The following is a 23,488-nucleotide window of genomic DNA, read 5'->3' as shown; positions in this document are numbered from 1 at the left end:
AGATCCTCCGGCGTCGAGCGAGGTGAGGGCTCTCGGCGACGGCTGAACTCGGACCCGCTGACGGCGTATCTGCGTAGTGGCCACCGGCCGTGCGCAGGCCGTGGCCAGTCACGGCTGGGGTGTTTCCTGCCGCAGGATGTCAGTGCGCAGACGTAGCGTGCCGTCCATGAACTTCAGGTACAGTCCGCCGGTTGCGGCGGAGGAGGAGGCTCTGCTGGACAGGCTGGCCGACGCCTGGACGTGGTTGGAATCGCGGGCCCTGTTGTCTCGGGACCCCTTGCAGTCCGACACCTTCCGCAGGGGTGACCCGCGAGGGCATGGATCTGGTGAAGAACCCGGATGGCATAACGCGGTTCGAGGCCCGGGAACGCCTCTCCGGTCCGCTGCACGCGGCTCTCGATGGAACGGTGCGCACCAACTTCAACCTGGGCGACTACGAGACGGCATCCTTCGCCGCGATGAAGGCGGTCGAGGTCGCCGTCCGGGACGCCTCCGGTCTGGACAACTCCATGGTCGGCGTGAAGCTGATGCGCGCCGCGTTTCAGCCCCACCAGGCCGGCAAGGCCGGCGGCCCGCTCGCCGATGCCGGGGCTGAAGGCGGTGAGCAGGAGGCTGCATCCGCACTGTTCGCCGGCGCTATGGGCGCCTACAAGAACCCTTCGAGCCAGCTGGTACGTCCGCTGCACACGTTGCTCGCGGCCGGGGAGCCGGTCACCGTCGACCAGCTCGCCGCGCGGGCAGACCGCCCCGTTGCCGAGATCCGCGAGGCGCTGGCCGCCATGCCCGACACCGAGTACGACGCCGAGGGCCGCATCATCGGCTACGGCCTGACCTTCACCCCCACCCCGCACCGCTACGAGGTGAACGGCCGCACCTTCTACACCTGGTGCGCCCTGGACACCTTGGCCTTCCCCGCCATCCTCGGCCACATCGCCCAGGTCACCTCTCCCTGGCGGGCCACCGGCGAGCCGGTCCGCTTGACCGCCGCCCCCGACGGGCCCACCGACGTGGAACCGGCCACCGCCGTCGTCTCCCTCGTCACCGCCGATGTGCCCACCTCGATGCGCGTCTCCTTCTGCAACCAGGTCCACTTCTTCGCCGGCGCCGACGCCGCCAAAAACTCGCTCGCCGAGCACCCCGACGCGAAGATCCTGCCGGTTGCGGAAGCCTTCGACGTCGGCCGACCCATCATCGAGCAGATCCTGGCCGACGACACCGCATCCGACTGCTGCTGAACACGCCCACCCGGACGGCCGCGTCGGTGACTGACACCACCCGGCCACACTCGCGCGGTACCAGGCAAGGGCGTTTTGCCCGAACCACCAGCAGTCGATGGGCAGGACAGCGTGGAAACACTCCGAGAAAGAGTTGGGAGGAGTGCCCTCGGACAGGTCACTCGGATTGCTGCGCGCTGCACCCTGCGCCGAACTTGAACGGAAGGCCCGTCAGTACGGCTGCAGGCCGCGCCTTGCCGCCGGGGCAGGCTGGTCCCGTCCGCAGGAGCTTTGATGCATCACATCGCCAAGGCGAGGGCGACCGCGGTCGCCGTCGCACTGCTCGCCGTCGTCCGCAGCGGTTGCGCCGTTTTCGCCCTCTTCGGCCTCGCCCTCGCCCCGGTCGCAGGGCAGGTGCAGCAACACCTGCCCTGGTTCACCATCGGCTTCGGACTGCTCCTCGCCGCCGTCGGCGGCTGGCTCCTGGCCGGCCGCGACCTGCCCGCCCTGCTCCCCAAACTCCGCCGCGCCCCCAACGTCACCCGCTCCGTGCCGTCCATGGCCCTGTTCGGCGCCGCCTACGCCATCGCCTCCCTCGGCTGCACCATCGCCCCCTTCCTCGCCATCGTCGTCTCCGCCTTCCGCAGCGGATCCACCCTCGAAGGCATCACCCTGTTCACGGCGTACGCGGCCGGGATGGGCCTGATCGTCGGCACCGCCGCCCTCTCCGTCGCCCTTACCCGCACCGCCCGCGTCGGCTGGCTGCGCCGCCTCGGCTCCGTCGCCTCCCGCACCGGCGGCGGCCTGCTGCTCCTGGTCGGCGCGTACGTCGCCTACTACGGCTGGTACGAGATCCGCGTCCAGCGCGCCCCCGCCACCCAGGATCCGGTCATCGACACCGCCGGCGCGATCCAGCGCACCCTCGCCGACGCCTTGGACGCAACCGGCCCCGCAGTCATGGCCGTACTCCTCGCCGCCCTGCTGCTCGGGGGTGTGGCACTCCGCCGCCGACACCCGCACAGGAGGAGCCAGGACTCGGACGAACCCGACAGCGCGACTGCCCCGTAGCCAGCCGCAGCCGGATTCACCATGCGGCGTGCCATCGCGGAAGCCGCCCGCGCCCCTCAGCACCCCGCTTCGGAGGTCTGCCTGTGTTGCCGCTGTCCAGGGGCACACGATGGCGTGACGATGAAGGCATGACGGATGCGACGGACGAACCTGTCTTCCCGCACAGCCCTGACGACCCGCACGACCCGCGGAGCGCGGACAACGTGGTGAACAAGGAGCAGGCCGCGGCCTGGAACGGCTACGAGGGCCGGCACTGGGCCGACCACCAGGACCGCTACGACGCCCTCAACGACGGGGCCAACACCCCACTCCTCGACGCGGCGGCCCTAACGTCGACCGACCGCGTCCTCGACATCGGCTGCTGCAACGGCCGTACCACCCGCCTCGCCGCCGCCCGCGCCGCATACGCCCTGGCTTGTTGGTTCCCTGTTGGGAGCCATCTTGTGGCGCATTCGCTCCACGAGAGCACGTTGCCAGATTCTCCAACTGGGTGCCCGACCCGCTCAGCTACTTGCCCAGGAGATGGCAGGCGTTGATGTTTTCCCGCACTGGGAGCGCCCCCAGGGCTTCGGCGAAGTCGAGTGGTGTCCGGTTTGTGATGATGCATCAGCTGATGGAGTTTTGGGGCGTGATGGGGACGGATTTCCAAGATCATGGAGTTGCCGACTCCCTGTGACCTGCCTGGAAGACCGTGCCTGTCGAAGCATCATCGCCGATCCCACCTGCCCTTGGCCGACTCCGTGAGTATTCCGAGGTAGCGCCCGGGGAAGTCCCCGACCTACTTGAGCGGCTTGCCGAGGTGCCCGACCCCCGCGATCCGCGCGGAGTGCGTCACGATCTTGTCGGCGTGCTTGCTCTGGCCGCCTGCGCCGTGCTGGCGGGAGCGACCTCGCTGCTGGCGATCGGCGAGTGGATCGCCGACGCTCCGCCGCACGTCTTGGAGCACGTCGGAATGCAGCCCGATCCGCTGTTCCCCGAAACGGCTCTTCCCTGCGGAGACAACGGTTCGCAGGCTGTTGGCCCGGATCGACGGCGACGCCCTGGACCGGGCGGTCGGCCGCCGGCTCGCGGACCGCCGCAGCCCATCCGAGGGCCAGCTGCGCGGCCTGGCGGTCGACGGGAAGAGCCTGCGCGGCGCCGCCAGGACCGCAGGCCGCAAGATTCACCTGCTCGCCGCCCTCGACCACACCAACGGCCTGACCCTCGCTCAGCTGGACGTCGGCGAGAAGACCAACGAGATCACCTGTTTCCAGCCACTGCTTCAGACCGTGCCCGACCTGGCCGGAGCCGTAGTCACCAGCGACGCCATGCACACCCAGCGCGAGCACGCCGTGTACCTTCTCGACCGCGAAGCCCACTACATCGTGATCGTCAAGGGCAACCAGAAGAAACTGCGCAGACACTCAAGTCCCTTCCCTGGAGGGACATCCCGCTGCAGGACCGCACCAAGGACATCGGCCACGGCCGCTCGGAGATTCGCCGGATTAAGGTCGCCAGCGTGAACGGCCTCCTGTTCCCCGGAGCCCGCCAGGCCGTCCAGATCAAGCGCCGCCGCACCGACCGCAAGACCGGCAATACCACCGTCAAGACCGTCTACGCCGTCACCAGCCTGACCGCCGGGCAAGCCACCCCGGCCCAGATCGCCCGCCTCGTCCGCGATCATTGGAAGATCGAGGCCCTGCACCACGTCCGCGACACCACCTTCGCCGAGGATGCCTCCCATCTGCGGACCGGCAACGCACCCCGCGCAATGGCCACGTGGCGCAACCTCGCCATCGGCGCCCTCCGGGCAGCCGGGGTCACCAACATTGCGGCCGGCCTCCGTCGCAACGCCCGCGACCCCCACCGCCCCCTCACGCTCCTCGGCCTCAGGTGACGGCATCGGGCGTCCCGCCGCCACGCCGAACCTGCCACCTCGGACATGCGCCCCGCAATGTCAGTGGTGTCTGATGGGATGCCCGCATGACAGATCAGTATTTGTTTGCCGAGATCAACGTGGAGTGGCCCGAACCCCCCGCCTACGAGGAGATGGCGCGCGCCTGGTTGGACGGGGGCTTTGCCACGCTGGCGGGCAGCCACCGACAGGCACTGCAGGAGGGACCAAAACTTCCCCCGGAGGCGATGCGCCGCAGCATGCCATGCGGACCGCCGCACGCTGCCTGGGGTTTCGTCTCGATCACCCGCCATGACGGGCGGCAGCTGCGCAATTCCAGCCGCGTGGTCTCGGCTCGAAGCATGTCGTGGTTCTTGCGGCAACTGGCCGATCCGCCCCGCACCGCGACAATCGGGCTCTCTGTTCTGGACGAACGCGGCTACCCGGGCAAGAGCCCTCTGCGGATCACGGTCGACCGCCCGGAGGCCCGGGTTTGGCCCGAGGCGATCGATTGGGCGGTGCTGTCCTGCAGGATTCCCGAGGGGGACTTGCTCGACGCCGCGCAGCAGGAGGTGGTGCTCGGCTTCCTGCGCGGCATCAGTGAAGGTCTGGACCCGTCTTTCGCCAATATCACCTACGACGACGGGCTGGGCAAGACGGGTCTTGAGCGCACGCTCGGTCCTCCGTGGAAGTTCCCCCACGAGACGATCCCGACGAGCCGTCAAGTACTACGCGGATACGAGTGGTGGACGATCTGCCCAAAGGAATTGGCCGGACCCCTCGGCGGTGCGGACGCCCTGCGCGTCACCGGCGCGTTCCATGACGTGGTCCGCCTGCCGTCGGGCGCATTGTGGCTCCAGGCGACGAAGCATTACCGGGACTACGGCCCCGACGCGTACGCAGCGGTGTTCCGCGCGCTGGCCCCGGCCCTCCCTCCGGGCGTGCCGAAGCGCTTCGATCGACGCAACGACGAACCGGCAGAGCGCATCCTGCACCTCGACGCGTCAGCCGTCAGGCCGTGACGAACACCCAAGGGCGGCTGAGCAAGATCACGTCAGTAAGAGCCGGGTGCCGTCGTCGGCCACGCAGCTTCCGTACGGCACTCAGGGATGCTGATCCCGCCCCGCGGACACGGTGCCGTTCGCCCTGGAGCCCACCAAAGGGCACCTGGACGAACTGTCCGAAGAGCTGTGGCCGACCCCCGCCCAGAACTCCGTGATCGTGGAAGCGATGCCTGTTGCGCTGCCCCGCAACTGGACTCGCAGAACCCTACGAACCGGACAGCACGAGACTACGCCGAAGCCCTGGCCTTCGACTGGCCTGGGCGTCGGCAACAACGCCCATCACGGGCACGGGCTGACCCCGGCCGGCAAGAAGTATGCGTCATTCCAAGACACAATCTACATAAGAACGACCCACGGTTCAGGATTTACTCACCTTCCCGTACCAATGGCACTGCTAATGTGCGCATGCCGCTTGCAACAGGGGAGCGCGACAACGGGATCGCCGACTCGACCGCCATCTCTTCCCCTCTTCCTCTCTTCCTCTCTTCCTCTCTTCCTCTCTTCCTCTCTTCCTCTCTTCCTCTCTTCCTCTCTTCCTCTCTTCCTCTCTTCCTCTCTTCCTCTCTTCCTCTCTTCCTCTCTTCGAGGGCAAAGACGCCCTGCCCGATTCCTGGACGATCCGGAACCCGACGGCCTCGGTCCGACCCGCCACCGGGCCAACCGCCCCCAGGAGGTCACGCCATGACGTCTGCGCCCGCGTCTGCCACGACGATACTGGTGCCGGACTTTCCTTTCTCCTATGACAGTTGGCTGCGCCATCCCGTCGGCCTCGGCACCCTGCCGAGCGCCGTGCACGGCGCCGAGGTTGCAGTCATCGGCGGCGGAATGTCCGGCCTCACCGCGGCATACGAACTACTGCGCCTGGGGCTTCGTCCGGTTCTGTACGAAGCCGAGCGACTGGGCGGCCGGATGCGTTCCACGCCCTTTCCCGGAAACCCCGACTACACGGCGGAGATGGGTGCCATGCGCTTTCCCGTCGCCGCGAGGTCGCTGTTCCACTACATAGACCTGCTTCGGCTGCGCACCCATCCCTTTCCCAATCCACTGGCGCCGGCCACCCCGAGCACGCTCATCGCCCTCAACGGCGATCGCGAGTGGGCGCGCACCCCCCAAGAACTCCCGGACGTCTACCAAGAGGTCGCGAGCGCCTGGGACAAAGCGCTTCAGGAGCGGGCCGGGCTGGCCGTGTTGCGCGCCGCCGCGCGGCGGCGGGACGTCGGCTCGCTCAAGTCCCTCTGGAACCGCCTGGTCGAGCAGTTCGACGACCAGTCCTTCTACGGCTTTCTGGCCACCTCCCCCACCTTCCAGTCGTTCCGGCACAGGGAGATCTTCGGTCAGGTCGGTTTCGGAACGGGGGGATGGGACACCGACTTCCCCAACTCGATGCTGGAGATCCTCCGTGTGGTCGTCACCGAGGCCGACGACGACCAGGTCGCCATCGTCGGCGGCTCCTCCCAGCTGCCCTGCGGGCTGTGGGAGCACCGCCCGACGGCGCTCGCGCACTGGCCCCGGGGCACCTCGCTGGCCTCGCTGCACGGCGGTCGGCCGCGCCCCGCGGTGACCCGGCTGCGGCGTGCGGCGGACGGTATACGGGTGACGGACGTCAGCGGCGAGGAGCGGGAGTTCCCGGCGGTGGTCTTCAGCCCGCAGGTGTGGACGCTGCTGCACCGGGTCGACTGCGAACCGGCGCTGCTCTCCACGCCGCTGTGGACGGCGGTGGAGCGCACCCACTACATGGGCGCGTCCAAGCTGTTCGTCCTGGTCGACCGGCCGTTCTGGCGGGACACCGATCCGGTGACCGGCCAGGACGTGATGGGCATGACGCTCACCGACCGGATGCCGCGCGGGGTCTATCTGTTCGACGAGGGGCCCGACCGGCACGCGGTGATGTGTCTGTCGTACACCTGGAACGACGACTCGCTGAAGGTGGCCACGCTCTCGGCCGAGGAGCGGCTCGAGGGGATGCTGGCACAGCTGGGCGCGATCTATCCGGGCGTCGACATCCGGTCGCACATCATCGCGGGGCCGCTGACCGTCACCTGGGAGACCGAGCCCCGCTTCATGGGGGCCTTCAAGTCGAACCTGCCCGGCCACTACCGCTATCAGCGGCGGCTGTTCACCCATTTCATGCAGGACGGGATGGCATCGGAGCAGCGCGGGTTCTTCCTGTGCGGGGACGACATCTCCTGGACCGGCGGTTTCGCCGAGGGGGCGGTGACCACGGCGCTGAACACCGTCTGGGGCGTGCTCCACCATCTGGGCGGCGCCACCCACCCGGACAACCCCGGCCCCGGCGACCTCTTCGACGCCTTCGCGCCGCTGGAACTTCCGTACGACTGACCGCGCGGCGCGACGGACCAGGGGATCAGCCGTGGTCGGGTGACCGTTCGCCGGGTGAATGATGGTCGAGTGACCGTTCGAGAAACGGGGCGAGCAGGCCGGGTACGACGGTCTCGGCGAGGGTGAGGGCCTGGTGGTCCGTCAGGTCGTAGACGTGGTAGACGCCCTCGCCCGCGGCGGTGGCGGCGCCGAGGGTGAGGAGCCCCGAGCGGCGCTGGAAGGGGGTTCGGGAGATCTTCCAGCCGATGATCCCGGCGGTCTGGAGGGCGACGGTTCGGTGGGCGAAGGTGCCCGAGGAGGCGACCAGGTAGGGGCGGCGGATGCCGTGGCCGAGGGTGCGGTAGGCGTTGACGGCGAACGCCAGCAGGATCGGCAGCAGGACGGCGAAGGTGACCGCGCCGATGACGAGGAGCGAGGGGCCGAACCACAGGCCCAGGACGGCGGGGACCGCCGCGGGCAGGAGCGACCAGACGACGGCGCGGTTGACGCGGCGCCGCAGGGCGGCCTTGGGGTGCGGGTTCAGGCCCTCGCGCTCGATCAGGCCGGGGCCCGCCGGGAGCACGCCGGCGCCCACGCGCAGAGCCTCGGCGCGCGGCATGGGCGAGGTAAGGGCGCGGCGCTTGCGGTTGTCGTCGCGGTTGCCCAGGCCGGCGGCGACGGCGTTGAGCTTGGCGCCCTTGGCCCAGCGCAGGGGTATGGGCTCGACGAGTTCGAGGCCGCGCAGACGGCGTTCCTCGATGGTGACGGAGCGGGCGACCAGCAGTCCGCGGCGGATGCGGAGGACTCCGCCGTCCTCGCGGCGCAGCTCGTAGCCGGCCCAGTTCTCGATGAAGGTGGCGGTGGAGCCGACCACGCCGAGGGCGACGATGACGAGGACGGTCACCAGGATTCCGTACCAGAGGGGAACCGTGCCGAAGCGGTGCACGAGGTCCTTGACGATGCCGAGTTCGAGGGGGTCGATCTTCAGGTCGTTCAGGATGCGGTAGGTGGTGCCCGCGGCGACGAAGACGCCGCCCACGCCCCAGATCGTCAGCGGGCCGTAGCGCAGCCATGACCAGTCCAGCGTGTTGAGGACGCCGTCCGTGTCGTCCGCGGGGCGCGCCTTGCCCGCGTCGCGCAGGGCGATGATACGGCGGCGCAGCTCGCGGGCGTCGGCCAGCGTGATGCCGTCGAGGGCGAGCCTGCGGCCGGCGCCGGTGCTCTGCTCCCCGGAGTCGATCCGCAGGGTGGTGAGGCCGAAGAGCCGGTGGGCGGGGTTGGCGGTGAGGTCGACGCTCCGGATCCGGCCGACCGGGACCGAGCGGCGGCTGCGGAAGAGCAGGCCCACGTGGATCTCGAACCTGTCCTCGGTGAGCCGGTAGCGGGTCGTGAACAGCCGCATCAGCCCGATGCCGCTGACGATCAGGCAGGTCACGAACAGCGAGCCGAGGGCGATGAGGACCTGGAGGTTGATCTCGCCCCCTGTCACCGCGAGGCTGGCGAGGAACATGGCGAGCGGTGTGCCCAGGATGGACAGGTTCACCGGGATCAGCCGGGCGTTCAGCCTCCCCCAGTCACCGTCGGCCGTCCGCGACGTGCCCCGTAGCGTGGTCTCGGACGTCATGTGGCGTCTCCCGGGACCTCCTGGGTGCGCCTGGCCAGGTAGTCGACCAGGTCACCGGCGACCCTGTGGTCGATGCCCTTGATCTTCACCGCGCCCGCGGAGGAGGCGGTGGTCACGCTGACCCCGGAGAGCCCGAACAACTGCTGCAGCGGGCCGCGCAGGGTGTCCACCGTCTGCACCCGGGACAGCGGAACGATCCGCCACTGCTGCCAGAGCCAGCCGGAGGCCGCGTAGACCGCATCGTCGGTGGCTTCCCAGCGGTGGACCCGGTAGCGCCAGACGGGCATGACGGCCATGTAGAGGATCCCGGGGACGAGCGAGATCAGCGTGGCCCCCATGAAGAACCCGCGCGTCGGGGGGATGGTGGCCCACAGGATGCCGAAGGTGAGGGGCAACGGCAGGGCGAACAGGGTCGATTGGAGAGTCCACCAGCCGATCGCGCGGCGGTCGACCCGGTGGCGCGGCGGCCGGAGCCTCACGGTGTCCTGGTGTTCCACTGATTCACCCTGCTCTTGCGTCAGACGTTGCCGGAAAGGGGGCTCGACGGGTGGGCGGCCGACGCTTGCGCATCTTGCCGAGCAGAACGGTCGTGCGGGTCAGCAGCATAGCCAGCGACATGAACACGAAGGCGTTGGCGTAGGTGTCCTGGCCGCTGATCCCGTAGTCGATGGAGAACTTGGTCAGATCGGCGGTGAACCAGTGCTCGGCGCCGTAGACGAAGACGACGCGCCCGCCGGAGACGACGATCCACACCAGGGCGTAGCCGATGCCGCCGACGGTGTAGAGGCGACCGGAGGCGGGGTAGCTGTGGGCGGGCAGCAGCGCCCCGGCGGCCAGGCCGCAGATGGCGCCGGTGCCGACGCCCACCAGTTGCAGTGACAGGTCGTTGTCGCCCCGGGTCGGGACGGAGTCGACGAAGATCGCGACGACCACGGCCACGACGACGACCGAGCGCACGATCCGGGTCACGGTGACGCGCCGGCGGCCGATGTCGGTCGCCAGGATGACGATCAGGATCGTGCCGTTGGCGATCAACGCGGTCATGAACTGGCTCATCTGTGGCATACGCGAGTTCTCCAGGCCCCCCGGGGGGTGCGCTTCGTGGTGTGACAGCTGTCTGCCCGCCCAGGTCAACGCTAGAGGCGGGCCGCCGGACGTGAGACGACCGAACGGTGGGTTCCGGCTGTCAACCGACCGGTGGACAGGTCGATCAGGCGTGGTAGTACTGAGGCCGTGCGCAATCACTCGCCGGAGGACGGCTCGGCGACCGGGGCGTCTTACGGCCCCGCGTCCGGGACCCGCTGGTTCGGCCTCTGGGACGGCTTCTTCGCCGTCTCCTATCTCGCGACGGCGGTCCTGCTCCTCCTCTCGGAAGGCTCTCAGGTCAGCCACTCCATCCCCATCGCCGCGCTGACCTTGACCGTCCCCTGGTACGCGGCGGTGGGCCGGTCGCTGATGACCGAGGACGGCTACGGGCCGCGGAACCTGCTGTTCGCGCTGGGCCTGGTGGCGTTGTTCTGCGTGACTACGGCGTTCAACCTGGTGGGCGCCGTCGCACTGTTCGCGGTCTGTCCCATGCTGATGATGAGCCTGCCGATGGGCGCGGCGATCGTGCTCTCCACGGTGGCCAGTCTCTGCCCCGTGCTGGTGGTGGCGTTCAGCGGCGCGGACCGGGGCCTGGGCGTCTGGGACATGCTGCCCATCTCGCTGCTGAGCGTCGCACTGTCGGTGCCACTCGGCGTGTGGATCAAGCGGGTGGTGCGGCAGAGCAAGGAACGCGGGCTGCTCATCGCGGAGTTGGAGCGCAGCCGGGAGCGGGTGGCCCGGCTCTCGCACGAGGCCGGTATCTCCGCCGAACGCGAGCGGCTGGCCCGGGAGATCCACGACACCCTGGCCCAGGGCCTGACCAGCATCATCAGCCTGGTGCAGGCGGCCGAGTCGGAGGTGCGCGACGCACCGGACCTGGCCGAGCGCCATCTGACGCTGGCCGGTCGCATGGCCAAGGATGCGCTCGCGGAGGCCCGGGACTTCGTGGCCGCCCTCACCCCGTCCGCGCTGCGCGGGGGTTCGCTGACGGGGGCGGTGCGGAGGCACGCGGAGGGGCTGATCGCCGAGACCGGGCTGGAGGTGCGGTGCTCGGTGACGGGCGAGGAGAAGGCGCTGCCGATGGCGGTGCGCGTCGTCCTGCTGCGCGCGGTGCAGGAGGCCGTCGCCAATGTGCGCAAACACGCCAGGCGGGCCCGTACGGTGGACGTGATCGTGGACTTCGGCCCGGGCGGTGTCCGGCTGCTGATACGCGACGACGGTGAGGGGTTCACCCCGGGCGGCTCCCAGGAAGGATACGGACTGAGGGGCATGCGGGCCCGCGTGGAGGAGATCGGCGGGACGGTGTCCGTCACCAGCGCCCCCGGCCGGGGCACCGCCGTCGAAGTGAGCGTGCCAGTGACGGCACCCGCCGGGGAGGTAGTGGATGGCTGAGGCGATGCCGATCCGGGTTCTGCTGGCCGACGACCATCCGGTGGTACGGGAGGGTCTGAGCGCCATGCTGGAGTCCGCCGAGGGCATCACCGTGGTGGGGCAGGCCGTCTCCGGCGAGGAGGCGGTGGTCCAGGCGGCCGCACTGCGGCCGGACATCGCGCTGCTGGACCTGCGCATGGGCAGGATGGACGGAGTCGAGGCCACCGGGCAGATCCTGCGGCAGGTGCCGGGCTGCAAGGTGGTCATCGTGACCACCTACGAGGACGACGCGGACATTCTGCGCGCGGTGGAGGCGGGCGCCGCGGGCTATCTACTGAAGGGCAGTTCACGTCAGGAACTGATCGACGCGGTGCACACCGCCGCGCGCGGCGAGACGGTGCTCACCCCGTCCCTGGCTGGCAAGCTCTTCCGCAGCCGGGTGGCCGATCCGTCGCCGCTGTCCGGGCGGGAGTGCGAGGTACTGCGGCTGGTCGGCCGGGGACTGACCAACGCCGAGATCGGCGCCGAGTTGTTCGTCAGCGAGGCCACGGTCAAGACGTATTTGCTGCGCTCGTTCCGGAAACTCGGTGTCTCCGACCGCACGGCCGCGGTGATGACGGCCATGGAGCGCGGTCTGCTGTCGTGAGCAGTGAGCAGTGAGCAGTGACGAGTGACCAGTGAGCACGGCCCTCAGGCATTCGCGTACGCGCGGAAGCCACGGCCTGTCTTCCGGCCCAGGCGCCCGGCGGTGACCAGATGCTCCAGCAGTGGTGCGGGCGCCAGGCCCGGTTCGCGGAACTCCCGGTGCAGTGCCCGCTGGATGGCTAGGGAGATGTCCAGCCCGACCACGTCCAGCAGTTCGAAGGGGCCCATGGGGTAGCCGCCGCCCAGCCTCATCGCGGCGTCGATGGCGTCGAGCGAGGCGTAGTTCTCCTGCGCCATCCTGATCGCGTTGTTGAGGTACGGGAAGAGCAGGGCGTTGACGATGAACCCGGCCCGGTCCCCGCACTCCACCGGGTGCTTGCGGAGCTTCGCGCACACCTGCCGGACGGTGGCGTGCACGTCGTCGGCGGTGAGGGGTGTGCGGACGACCTCGACGAGCTTCATCGCCGGGGCGGGGTTGAAGAAGTGCATGCCGATGACGTCCCGCGGGCGCGCGGTGGCGCGGGCGCAGGCAACGACCGGCAGGGAGGAGGTCGTGGTGGCCAGCACCGCGCCCTGCTTGCACACCTTGTCCAGCGTCGCGAAGACCTGGCGCTTGACCTCCAGGTCCTCGGTGACCGCCTCGACGGCCAGGTCCACGTCCGCGAACGCGTCGAGCGTGCCCGCCGGGGTGATGCGCGCGAGTGCCTCCTCGCGAGCTTCGGCGGTCGTCCGCCCCTTGTCCACGGAGCGTTGCAGCGACTTGGCGACGCGGGCCTTGGCCGACTCGGCCTTGTCCTGGCCGCGGGCGGCGAGGACCACCTCGTATCCGGCTTTGGCGAGGACCTCGGCGATGCCGGTGGCCATGGTGCCGGAGCCCGCCACGCCGACGAGGCGGACCGTACGGCCGGGAACGCCCGCGCCATCGCGCTGCGCGGGAGTGTCGGCGTCCGGGACGACCGTGGCGCTGCCGGGGCCCTGGTAGCTGTAGAAGCCGCGGCCCGCCTTGCGGCCCGTCAGCCCCGCCTCGCTGAGCTGACCGAGGATGGACGCGGGCGCGTGCAGCCGGTCTCCCGACTCCGCGTGCATCGCGTCCAGGACGGTGCGGGCGGTGTCGATGCCGATCAGGTCGAGCAGGGCGAGCGGCCCCATCGGCAGACCGCAGCCCAGCCGCATGGCGGTATCGATGTCCTCGCGGGTCGCGTGCTTGGCCTGGTACACGGCCGCTGCCTGGTTGAGGTAGCCGAACAGCAGGCCGCCGACGACGAAACCGGGGCGGTCGCCGACCGTCACCGGCTCCTTGCCGGCCTCGCGGGCGAGCGCGCTGACCGCCTCTACGGCGGCCGGCTCCGTGAACACCGAGGAGACGATCTCGACGAGCCTCGTCCCGGGCGCCGGGTTGAGGAAGTGCAGCCCCAGGACCCGCTCGGGACGGGCCGATCGGGTGGCCAGGCGGGTCACGGACAGGGCATCGGTGCCGGTGGCGAGGATCGTCTCCGGCCGCACGATCCCGTCGAGGCGAGTGAGGACCTCGAGCTTGGTCTCGTAGTGCTCCGGCACGGCCTCGATCACCAGGTCGGCGTCCGTGGCGGCCCGCAGGTCGCGGGAGGTGCGGAACCGGGCGAGCGTCTCCCGCCGCTCCTGGCCGGTGATCCGCCCGCGCTCCACGGCCCGCGCGGTGGCGGCCTCCAGGGCGGCGGCGGCCCGACGGCAGGCGGCCCCGCTGATGTCGATGCCGACGACCTCGCGGCCGGCGCGGGCGAGTACGTCGGCGATGCCGGTACCCATGGTGCCCAGGCCGACGACGGCGACCGTGTCGAGGGAGGTGGGAACAGAGGCTGACGGCTGGTGCATCGCGGGCTCCACAGGGCGTTCCCCGGGCGCGGGGAGAGTGAGAGTGATGGCTGGGGCGTACGTACGCGCGTACGGCGCCCTGGTGGGGATCAGTGCCGGCGTCAACCGCCGGCCGTCCTGAAGCGGTTGATCGCGTCGATGTGCCGGGCCCGCGTCTCCTCGTCGCGGACGCCCATGCCCCCGCGCGGGGCCAGGCAGAGGACCCCGACCTTGCCCTGGTGCAGGTTGGCGTGCACGTCGTAGGCGGCCTGGCCGGTTTCCGTCAGGGGGTACACCTTGGAGAGCGTGGGGTGGATCTTGCCCTTGGCGATGAGGCGGTTGGCCTCCCAGGCCTCGCGGTAGTTGGCGAAGTGGGAGCCGATGATCCGCTTCAGGGACATCCACAGGTACCGGTTGTCGTACTCGTGGTTGTAGCCGGAGGTCGAGGCGCAGGTGACGATCGTGCCGCCCTTGCGCGTGACGTAGACGGAGGCGCCGAAGGTCTCGCGGCCGGGGTGCTCGAAGACGATGTCGACGTCCTCGCCGCCGGTGAGTTCGCGGATGCGCTTGCCGAACCGCTTCCACTCCTTGGGGTCCTGGTTGTGCTCGTCCTTCCAGAAGCGGTAGTCCTCGGCATTGCGGTCGATGACCGCCTCGGCGCCCATCGCGCGGCAGATGTCGGCCTTCTGCGGGCTGGAGACCACGCAGATCGGGGTGGCGCCGCCAGCCAGGGCCAGTTGGGTGGCGTACGAGCCGAGTCCACCGCTGGCGCCCCAGATGAGCACGTTGTCGCCCTGCTTCATCTGCGCGCCGTTGCGGGAGACCAGCTGCCGGTAGGCGGTGGAGTTGACGAGGCCCGGGGAGGCGGCCTCCTCCCACGAGAGATGATCCGGCTTGGGCATCAGCTGGTTGGACTTGACCAGGGCGATCTCCGCGAGGCCGCCGAAGTTCGTCTCGAAACCCCAGATGCGCTGCTCCGGGTCCATCATGGTGTCGTCGTGGCCGTCGGGGCTCTCCAACTCGACGGACAGGCAGTGCGCGACGACCTCGTCACCGGGCTTCCAGGCGTTGACGCCCGGTCCGGTGCGCAGCACCACGCCCGCGAGGTCGGACCCGATGACGTGACGCGGCAGGTCGTGCCGCTTGGTCAGGGGCGACAGCCTGCCGTAGCGCTCCAGGAAGCCGAAGGTCGGTATCGGCTCGAAGACGGACGACCAGACGGTGTTGTAGTTGACCGACGAGGCCATGACCGCCACCAGGGCTTCGCCCGGGCCGAGTTGCGGGGTCGGCACCTCCTCGTGGTGCAAGGACTTGCGGGGGTCCTTGTCCCGGGAGTCCACGCCCTCGAACATGTCGGTCTCGTCCTTGCGCAGGACGATGCCGCGGTAGCTCTCCGGGATCCGCAGGGCGGCCAGGTCCTCGGGCGTCGCGTCGCCGGAGGTGACGGCGTCGATGATGTGGTGCATGAGGGCACTGCCTTTCGGTTCGGGGAGAGGGCGGGCAGATGCCGGGGGCGACGGCCGCTGTCCGAGCGGCGACATACGTCTCGGCGAGTGCGGCCTGCGCTCGGCGGGGCCTGCGCGGGCCCCGGTCGTCGTCATCGGGCTGTCGGCTCACCGGGCGGCGGGCACGAGGTCGATGCCGGCGGCCTCCGCGAGCGTGGTGTCGAGGGCGGTGCCGGGGGCGCAGGAGCGGCGCAGGGCGGCGAGCAGCCGGGGGTCCAGGCGGGTCGAGGCGGCCCGCCGACCAGGGTCGACCAGGCGGGCGGCCTCGGTCAGCCACGCGGCGGGCGCCGGGGTGCCGAGGAAGCCGGCCAGCCGGGTCAGCTCCGCGGGGGCATCGGCGACGAGGGCCTCGTAGGAGGTCATCATCCATCTCCCGGCGGGCAGTTGGAGCAGTGCGTCGGCGCCCTCGCAGGTCATCGTCGACCACAGCGCGCCGAACGCGGTCACCGGGATGTCCCGCCGCATCAGGGCGGGCAGTTCGGACGGGTTCGACAGCAGTCGGCCCAGCTCCGCCGGGAGCAGCTGGGAATGGTCGGCCCGCAGTTGCTGCGAGGAGGCGAGCCCGGCGATGCGTGCGGCCTCATCGGCCAGCAGCTTCATCCCGAACCCGGCGTGCCGGCTCATCGACAGCGCCGTGTCGGCGCCGTCCCGGGTGAGGTAGACGAACCGGGCTTCGGCAAACTGCTCCCGCAGCTGCGGGAGGTTCCGTAACGACGCGCCGGAACGTTCCACGACCACCGGCCGGTGGAGCCGTTCGGCCAGGTACGCGAAGAGCGCGCGGATCTGGTCGGCGAGGGGGCGCGCCGGCCAGGTGGACACCTCCGCGGCCAGCTCGTCGTGGAGTGCGTCGGGGTCGTCGGTGAGCATCGGCAGCGTCATGTGGCAGATCGCCGGGATGCCCTCGGCGGGGTCGAACTGTCCGGTCCCGTACGGGTAGATCATCTCGGAGACCTGCAGGCCCTCGGCGACCATGACGTCCAAGATCGGGTCGGGATCGCAGAGGATCCGCCAGAACTGCTCACCGTCCGGGGCGTCGTGGAATTGCAAGCGGTCGCGCACGGTGGTCAACAGCTCGCTGAGGCTGAGGACGTCGGGGTGGAGGCGCAGCATCCGGGAGACGAGGGTGGAACCGCATCGGCCGGTGCTCATCACGAACGTCGGAGCCATGACCGTCTTCAGAGGGCCAGGGAGAGCAGCTGGTCGCTGATCAAGTTGATGACCGCGCGCTGGTGCTGGGCGAGGTAGAAGTGGCCGCCGCTGAACTGGTGCAGCTCGAAGCCGCCGGTGGTGTGGTCGGCCCAGGACCGGGCTTCGTCCACGGTCACCTTCGGGTCGCTGTCCGAGACCAGCGCGACGATCGGGCAGTCCAGCGTCGGGCCGGGGTGGTACCGGTAGGTCTCGGCGGCGGTGTAGTCGCTGCGGATCGCCGGCAGGATCATCCGCAGCAGCTCCTCGTCACCCATCAGGCGGGAGTCGGTGCCGCTGAGGTTCTTCAGCTCGGCGACGATTCCCTCGTCGTCGCGCTGGTGCACGGTCTCCACCCGGTGCCGGGAGGGGGCGCGGCGGCTGGAGGCGAACAGCGTGACGGGGGCGCCGGCCAGTTCGCGCTTCATCCGCACGGCGACCTCGAAGGCCAGAGTGGCGCCCATGCTGTGTCCGAAGAAGGCCAGCGGCCGGTCCATCAGCGGGCGCAGCGCGGTGAACGACTCGTCGGCCAGCTCGGCGATCGTGGTCAGCGGCCGCTCGTGCCGCCGGTCCTGCCGGCCCGGGTACTGCAGCGCCACTACCTGGAGCGTGGACTGCAAGGCGTCGGAGACGGGGTAGAAGAAGCTGGCCGCGCCACCGGCGTGCGGGAAGCAGACCAGGGTGAGGCGGCTGTCGGCGGTGTGGTGGAACCGCCGGATCCACGGGTTGTCGTCGGCGTGGTTGCTCATCGCATCGTCGCTTTCAGGTCGAGGGACGGAACTGAGCGGGAAGCAGGGGAGACGGAACTGAGCGGGGAGCAGGGAAGGCGGACAGCCACTCGTCGACGGCCCGTGCCGTGGTGACGGCGTGGTCCTCCATGACCGAGAAGTGGTTGCCGGGGGTGTCCACAGCGGTGTGCGGCAGCGTCCAGGAGGAGCGCCAGTCACCGTCGCGCGACCAGCCGAACATCGGCTCGGTGGCCCGGAGAAGCAGGGTGGGTGCCTGGACGGGGGTCGGCTGCCAGCCGTGGAAGAGCCGGACGTAGCCGCCCATCGCGGTCAGCCGGGTGTCGTCCATCGGGATGTAGCCGTCCTCCCGTTCGATCATGCCCGTGCTGAGCACCGGCTGTATGCCGGCGAGCGCCTCGACGTCGTGGGAGTAGATGTCGATGAGGACCAGCGCGTCCACGGTGCCGCCGCCGAGTTCGAGTTCGGCGGCGACGGCGTGCGCGAGCATGCCGCCGGAGGAGTGCCCGACAAGGGCGAACGGCGCTCCGTCGGTGTGCGCGAGGATCGCTTCGGCCTGGGCGCGGACCACGGCCTCCACCGTGGCGGGCAGCGGCTCGCCGCGGCTGAAGCCGGGTGCGGCGACCGCGGCGACGTCCCGCCGTCCGCGCAGCGCGCCGGCGAACCGGACGTACTGGTGGGGGCCTGAGATGGCCAGGATGGATGGCAGGCAGACCAGGCCGGGCGCGTCGGCGCCCTCGGCCAGCCGCACGACGTCGACCGGTCTGGGCAGCTCGTCGCTGGTGCGGAAGGCGGGGCGGAACTCCGACGCGGCGACCAGGACGCCGAAGAACTCGCCGGTACGGCCCCTGGCCGAGGCCTCCCGGAACAGCGTGCCGAACGTGCCGGCGGTCTCCTGCGGCGCGGCCTCGTCCCCCGTCGTGAACTGGTCGGTGAGGTGGGCCACGAGGGCGTCGGGGGTGGGGTGGTCGAACAGCAGCGTGGTGGGCAGCCGCAGACCGGTGACCACGCTCAGCCTGTTGCGCAGCTCCACCGAGGCGAGCGAGTCGAAGCCGGCCTCCAGGAACGGCCGGTGCGCGTCGAGGGTGTCGCGCCGGCCGTGGCCGAGTACGACCGCGGCCTGCCGGCCGACCAGGTCGGTCAGCGCCGCCCGGCGCTCGTCGCCGGGCAGTTGGGCCAGTCGGCGCTGGAAGGCGGCGAGAGCCTGCTGGTCGGGGGCGTCGCCGGGGCGTCCGGCGGGGACCAGTCCGGCGAGGACCGGTGGGAGCGCTCCGGCGGCCCCGGCGGCGCGCAGCCCGGCCGGGTCCAGGGCCACAGGGACGACGAGCGGGCGCCGGGTGGCGAGCGCCGCGTCGAGGGCGGCGAGGCCCTGCTCGGCGGTGAGCGGGACGATGCCGCCCTGGCGCAGCCGCCGGCGCTCGGCGTCGGTGAGCGTGTCGCCCATGCCGGCCTCCCACAGGCCCCAGGCCAGCGAGGTCGCCGGGACGCCCGCCGCCCGCAGCTGTGTGGCGTAGGCGTCGAGAAACGTGTTGGCTGCCGCGTAGTTGGCCTGGCCGGCGTTGCCGAGGATCCCGGCCACCGAGGAGCAGAGGACGAACACGCTCAGCGGCTTGTCCCGGACGGCGGCGGCGAGGTTGCGGGCGCCGTCGGCCTTGGCTCGGAAGACGGTGTCGAGCCGCTCCGGGGTCAGGTCGGCGAGCAGCGCGTCGTCGAGGACACCGGCGGCGTGGATCACGGCGGTCACCGGCTCGTCGCGGAGAGCGGCGGCGACCGCGTCGGCGTCGGCCACGTCGCAGGCGACCGCCCGCACGGCGGCCGGGGCCAGCTCCCGCGCGAGGCCGGCGTCCCCGCCCGACCGGGAGAGCAGCACCATGTCCCGGACGCCGTGGGCCCGCACCAGATGGCGGGCGATCAGCCGGCCGAGCGTGCCGGTGGCGCCGCTGATCACCACAGGCCCGTCGCCGAACGTGAGCGCGTCGGCGACCTCCACTCGGCTCAGGCGCGGCACCGTGACGGCTCCGTCGCGCACCAGCGCCTGCGGCAGCGGGAGCACCATGTCCTCGGGTGCGTCCAGCAGGTGGACGCGGTCGGGGTGCTCGGCCTGGGCGACCCGGGCCAACCCCCACAGTGCGGCGCCGTCGGGGTCGGTGATCTCCTCGCCCGCCGCACCGAAGGTGCGGACCACCAAGCGGGAGTCGGCCCAGGCCGGGTCGGCCAGCCAGGTCTGCAGGAGGGTGAGCAGGGCGGCGGCGCGGTCCCGGGCGGGGCCGGGCGCGGTGGCGTCCACGAGCAGCACCGCGGCGGGGGCCGGCAGCGGGGCACCGAGCGGGATCACCGCGTCCGGCGCCGTGCCCGACACCTCCTGCGGGGACCACTCGACGCCGTAGAGCAGGCGGTCCGCCGGGCCGACGCCCAGCCGGTCGGCCTCGACCGGCCGCAGGGTGAGCCGCTCGACCTCGGCGACGGACAGCCCGGTCGGGTCGGCCAGCGTGAGCCGTACGGTGTCCGTCCCGCTCTGGGCGGTCAGCCGCGCCCGCAGCGCGGTGCCGGCCGGGGCGAACCGGTGTACCCCGGAGAAGGCGAACGGCAGCCGGAGCCCGTCGCCGGGCAGCAGCGCCGCCGGGCCGATCGCGTGCAGGACCGCGTCGAACAGCGCCGGGTGCAGCCCGAACCCGTCGTCCGGGGCCTCGGTCCATACCTCGGCGAACACCTCCGGGCCGCGCCGCCAAAGCCGCCGCAGTCCCCGGAACGCCTGGCCGTACTCCAGGCCGGCGTCGGCGAACGTCTCGTAGAGCCCGGCGAGCGGCAGTTCCTCGGCGCCCGGCGGTGGCCAGGTGACCAGGTCGGTGCCGACGTCGGCGGGTTCGGCGGCGGAGAGCTCGCCGGTGGCATGGAGGGTCCAGGGCTGCCCGTCGTCGGCGCGGGAGTGGATGGTGATCGGGCGCCGTCCGTCCTCCTCGGTCACGGTGACCCGGACCGCGACCGTGCCGCGTTCGGGCAGCGTGAGCGGCGTCTGCAGCAGCAGTTCCGCCAGCGCCGGCGCGCCTGCCCGCTCGCCGGCGGCCAAGGCCAGCTCGACCAGCGCCGTGCCCGGCAGCAAGGCGCGGCCCAGCACGGTGTGCTCGGCCAGCCAGGGCTGGGTGGCCGCCGTGAGCGTGCCCGTGAGGACCAGAGTCGCGGCGTCCGGGATCTCGACCGCGGCGCCGAGCAGGGGATGGCCGGTCGGGTCCAGGCCGAGGCCGTGTGCGTCGCCCGTTCCGCCGGGGCGCGGGCGGGGCCAGAGCCGGCGGTGGCTGAACGGGTAGGTGGGCAGGTCCGCGTGGCCGGTTCCGCCGACGGCGGCCGCCCAGTCGACGTCGGCTCCGTCGGCGAACAGGGTGGCGACCGATGTCAGCAGGGTCTGCGGCTCGGCGCGGTCCCGGCGCAGCGCCGGTGCGGCCAGCAGCCCGGCGTCGGCGTCCTGGACCAGCGGGGTGAGTACGGCGTCCGGGCCCACCTCCAGGACCCGGGTGACGCCCTGGGCGGCGAGGGCTCGTACGGCGTCGGCGAACCGGACCGGCCGCCGGACCTGTTCGACCCAGTAGTCCGGGTCGGTCCACTCCCCCGGCCCGACCGGCGCCCCGGTCACGGTGGAGACCACGGCCAGTTTCGGTTCCGTGTACGTCAGCTCGGCAGCGACCTTGGCGAAGTCGGCGAGCATCGGCGCCATGAGGCGGGAGTGGAAGGCGTGGCTGGTGCGCAGGCGGCTGGTCTTCCAGCCGCGCTCGGCGGCGGCCGCCGCGGCCCGCTCGATCGCGGCGTCCGGCCCGGAGACGACGACCGCGTGCGGCCCGTTGACGGCCGCCACGTCCACGTCCCCGAACGCCGCCCGGACATCCGCCTCGGCGGCGCGCACCGCGAGCATCCCGCCGCCTGCGGGCAGCGCCTGCATCAGCCGGCCACGGGCCACCACCAGCGCCGCCGCGTCGGCCAGGGACAGGACACCGGCGGCATGGGCGGCGGTGATCTCGCCGATGGAGTGCCCGGCGACCACGTCCGGCCTGAGGCCCCACTGTTCCAGCAGGGCCAGCAGCGCGACCTCGACGGCGAAGAGCGCGGGCTGCGCCGTCGCCGTCCGGTGGATCCGCTCCGCGTCGTCGATCAGGTCGTGCAGCGGCAGGTCGAGTGCGTCGCACACCGCGTCGAACGCGGCCGCGTACGCCGGGAACGCCGCGTACAGCTCGCGGCCCATGCCGATCCGCTGGGCGCCCTGGCCGGTGAGGACGACCGCGAGCCGTCCCGGGCGCGCGGTACCCCGGACGGTGCCGCCTCCGGCCAGTGCGGCCGCGAGCTCGGTGCGGTCGCCGCCGAGGGCGACGGCCCGGTGCGGCAGCCGGGCCCGGCCGGCGAGCGTGCGGGCCACTTCGGGCAGCGGTACGTCCGCGCGGCTGGTGAGGTAGGCGGCCAGCCGGGTGGCCTGGGCGTCCAGCGCGGTGTCGTCGGCCGCCGTGAGCACGAGGGGGGTGAGCGGGAGCCCGGGGTCGGCGGGGTCCTTCCGACTGTCTGTAAGCATGGCGGGCGGGGCTTCGAGGACGACGTGCGCGTTGGTGCCGCTGATGCCGAACGAGGACACCGCCGCCCGTCGCGGCCCGTCGACCGCCGGCCAGGGCCGGGCCTCGCTCAGCAGCCGTACGGCCCCGGCGTCCCAGTCGACCTGCGAGGTGGGTGCGTCCACATGCAGCGTCCGCGGCAGCAGTCCGTGCCGCATCGCCTGCACCATCTTGATGATTCCGGCGACACCCGCCGCCGCCTGGGTGTGCCCGAGGTTCGACTTCACCGAACCCAGCCAGAGCGGCTCGCTTCGGCGCTGCCCGTAGGTGGCCAGCAGCGCCTGGGCCTCGATCGGGTCACCCAGCGGCGTGCCGGTGCCGTGCGCCTCGACGGCGTCCACGTCACCGGGTTCGAGCCGGGCGTTGGCCAGCGCGGCCCGGATGACACGCTGCTGGGACGGGCCGTTCGGTGCGGTGAACCCGTTGGAGGCACCGTCGGAGTTCACGGCGCTGCCCCGCACCACCGCCAGGACCGGATGCCCGAGCCGCCGCGCGTCGGACAGCCGCTCGACCAGCAGCATGCCGACGCCCTCGCCCCAGCCGGTGCCGTCGGCGCCCTCGGCGAAGGACTTGCACCGCCCGTCGGGTGCCAGGCCCCGCTGCCGGGAAAACCCGACGAAGGTGTTGGGAGTGGCCAGCACGGTGACACCACCGGCCAGCGCGGCGTCGCATTCCCCATTGCGCAAGGCCTGCACGGCCAGGTGCAGCGCGACCAGCGACGAGGAGCACGCGGTGTCGACGGTGACCGTCGGGCCCTCAAGGCCGAAGGTGTAGGCGACCCGCCCGGACGCGATGCTCCCGCCGGTGCCCAGGAAGGCCTCACCCGCCTCCGCGGACTGGCCCACGACCAGCGCGTAGTCGTTGTACATGATGCCGACGAACACCCCGGTGCGGGACCCGCGCAGCCCCAAGGGGTCGAGTCCGGTCCGCTCGAACGCCTCCCAGGAGGACTCCAGCAGCAGCCGGTGCTGCGGGTCCATCGCCAGCGCCTCCCGCGGCGAGATCCCGAACAGCCCCGGATCGAAGTCGGCCGCGCCGGCGAGGAAACCGCCGTCACGGCAGTACGACGTGCCGGGGTGGTCGGGGTCGGGATGGTAGAGGTTCTCCACGTCCCAGCCCCGGTCGTCCGGGAATGGCCCGATCGCGTCCTGGCCGGCGGCCACCAGCTCCCACAGGTCCTCCGGCGAGCCGACCCCGCCGGGGAACCGGCAGGCCATCCCGACGATCGCGATCGGCTCGGACGCGGCCTGCTCGGCCCCGCGCAGCCGCTCCCGGGTGTCGTGCAGCTCGGCGGTGACCCGCTTGAGGAAGTACCGCAGCCGGTCCTCGGGGACCTGGCCTGTCTCGCTCATGTGCTGTCGCCTCTCTG

The 23,488-nt window shown here is 71.4% G+C and carries 16 protein-coding genes and 3 pseudogenes; 11 read left to right on the top strand and 8 right to left on the bottom strand.

All coding sequences use genetic code 11. The features are described from left to right. Window positions 1-317: 317 nt before the first annotated feature. The 9 genes and pseudogenes from Q4V64_RS55710 to Q4V64_RS44595 all read left to right on the top strand — a co-directional run. Window positions 318-605 (top strand): annotated as a pseudogene (locus Q4V64_RS55710) (TIGR02391 family protein); the annotation flags it as partial. Between the two features lie 33 nt (window positions 606-638). Next, entirely contained in the window at window positions 639-1,235 is a 597-nt protein-coding gene (merB, locus tag Q4V64_RS55705; RefSeq protein WP_306308365.1) for an organomercurial lyase MerB, read from the top strand. A gap of 273 nt (window positions 1,236-1,508) precedes the next feature. Then, window positions 1,509-2,282: a cytochrome c biogenesis protein CcdA gene (locus Q4V64_RS44625; protein WP_253266706.1), complete on the top strand. Its 774-nt coding sequence runs from the start codon at window positions 1,509-1,511 to the stop codon at window positions 2,280-2,282. Between the two features lie 203 nt (window positions 2,283-2,485). Further along, window positions 2,486-2,680 (top strand): annotated as a pseudogene (locus Q4V64_RS55700) (SAM-dependent methyltransferase); the annotation flags it as partial. Window positions 2,681-2,973: 293 nt separating this feature from the next. Beyond that, window positions 2,974-3,180: pseudogene (locus tag Q4V64_RS55695) on the top strand (transposase family protein); the annotation flags it as partial. 118 nt (window positions 3,181-3,298) lie between these two features. Further along, entirely contained in the window at window positions 3,299-3,784 is a 486-nt protein-coding gene (locus tag Q4V64_RS44610) for an ISAs1 family transposase (protein ID WP_253266705.1), read from the top strand. Next, the gene (locus Q4V64_RS44605; protein ID WP_253266714.1) at window positions 3,781-4,158 is read left to right on the top strand and encodes a transposase; all 378 of its coding nucleotides are present in this window, start codon (window positions 3,781-3,783) and stop codon (window positions 4,156-4,158) included. The genes Q4V64_RS44610 and Q4V64_RS44605 overlap by 4 nt, the downstream gene beginning before the upstream one ends. A gap of 86 nt (window positions 4,159-4,244) precedes the next feature. Continuing rightward, window positions 4,245-5,177, top strand: coding sequence for a hypothetical protein (locus Q4V64_RS44600; RefSeq protein WP_124437355.1), 933 nt, complete (start codon window positions 4,245-4,247; stop codon window positions 5,175-5,177). Between the two features lie 723 nt (window positions 5,178-5,900). Further along, a complete protein-coding gene (locus tag Q4V64_RS44595; RefSeq protein ID WP_124437353.1) occupies window positions 5,901-7,559 on the top strand; it encodes an NAD(P)/FAD-dependent oxidoreductase in 1,659 nt (552 codons plus the stop codon). Between the two features lie 25 nt (window positions 7,560-7,584). Here the strand turns inward: Q4V64_RS44595 and Q4V64_RS44590 are convergent, their stop codons facing one another. The 3 genes from Q4V64_RS44590 to Q4V64_RS44580 are packed head-to-tail and all read right to left on the bottom strand — an operon-like array spanning window position 7,585 to window position 10,206. Continuing rightward, on the bottom strand, window positions 7,585-9,162 hold the full coding sequence (locus Q4V64_RS44590) for a PH domain-containing protein (protein ID WP_124437352.1): 1,578 nt from the start codon (window positions 9,160-9,162) through the stop codon (window positions 7,585-7,587). Continuing rightward, window positions 9,159-9,659: a PH domain-containing protein gene (locus Q4V64_RS44585; protein ID WP_124437351.1), complete on the bottom strand. Its 501-nt coding sequence runs from the start codon at window positions 9,657-9,659 to the stop codon at window positions 9,159-9,161. Before Q4V64_RS44585 ends, Q4V64_RS44590 begins: the two co-directional genes overlap by 4 nt. Before the next feature lie 4 nt (window positions 9,660-9,663). Further along, window positions 9,664-10,206: a hypothetical protein gene (locus Q4V64_RS44580; RefSeq protein WP_253266704.1), complete on the bottom strand. Its 543-nt coding sequence runs from the start codon at window positions 10,204-10,206 to the stop codon at window positions 9,664-9,666. A 189-nt stretch (window positions 10,207-10,395) separates the two neighbouring features. Between Q4V64_RS44580 and Q4V64_RS44575 the strand changes: the two genes are divergently transcribed. Further along, a complete protein-coding gene (locus Q4V64_RS44575; protein WP_124437349.1) occupies window positions 10,396-11,640 on the top strand; it encodes a sensor histidine kinase in 1,245 nt (414 codons plus the stop codon). Beyond that, complete coding sequence (locus Q4V64_RS44570; RefSeq protein WP_124437348.1) at window positions 11,633-12,265, top strand: response regulator transcription factor; 633 nt, start codon at window positions 11,633-11,635, stop codon at window positions 12,263-12,265. The genes Q4V64_RS44575 and Q4V64_RS44570 overlap by 8 nt, the downstream gene beginning before the upstream one ends. 44 nt (window positions 12,266-12,309) lie before the next feature. Here the strand turns inward: Q4V64_RS44570 and Q4V64_RS44565 are convergent, their stop codons facing one another. From Q4V64_RS44565 to Q4V64_RS44545, 5 genes are all read right to left on the bottom strand, one after another. Then, a complete protein-coding gene (locus Q4V64_RS44565; RefSeq protein ID WP_124437347.1) occupies window positions 12,310-14,115 on the bottom strand; it encodes a 3-hydroxybutyryl-CoA dehydrogenase in 1,806 nt (601 codons plus the stop codon). A gap of 101 nt (window positions 14,116-14,216) precedes the next feature. Beyond that, on the bottom strand, window positions 14,217-15,560 hold the full coding sequence (ccrA, locus tag Q4V64_RS44560) for a crotonyl-CoA carboxylase/reductase (RefSeq protein WP_124437346.1): 1,344 nt from the start codon (window positions 15,558-15,560) through the stop codon (window positions 14,217-14,219). A gap of 147 nt (window positions 15,561-15,707) precedes the next feature. Next, window positions 15,708-16,766, bottom strand: a complete 1,059-nt coding sequence (locus Q4V64_RS44555) for a sulfotransferase domain-containing protein (RefSeq protein WP_124437345.1) — start codon at window positions 16,764-16,766, stop codon at window positions 15,708-15,710. An 8-nt stretch (window positions 16,767-16,774) separates the two neighbouring features. Continuing rightward, on the bottom strand, window positions 16,775-17,533 hold the full coding sequence (locus Q4V64_RS44550) for an alpha/beta fold hydrolase (protein ID WP_124437344.1): 759 nt from the start codon (window positions 17,531-17,533) through the stop codon (window positions 16,775-16,777). A gap of 13 nt (window positions 17,534-17,546) precedes the next feature. Beyond that, window positions 17,547-23,471 (bottom strand): type I polyketide synthase, encoded by a 5,925-nt coding sequence (locus Q4V64_RS44545; protein ID WP_124437343.1) that lies wholly within the window; start codon window positions 23,469-23,471, stop codon window positions 17,547-17,549. Window positions 23,472-23,488 lie beyond the last annotated feature (17 nt).

This window comes from Streptomyces sp. NL15-2K (assembly GCF_030551255.1).
Classification (GTDB): domain Bacteria; phylum Actinomycetota; class Actinomycetes; order Streptomycetales; family Streptomycetaceae; genus Streptomyces.
This window is presented reverse-complemented; position numbering and strand designations above follow the sequence as displayed.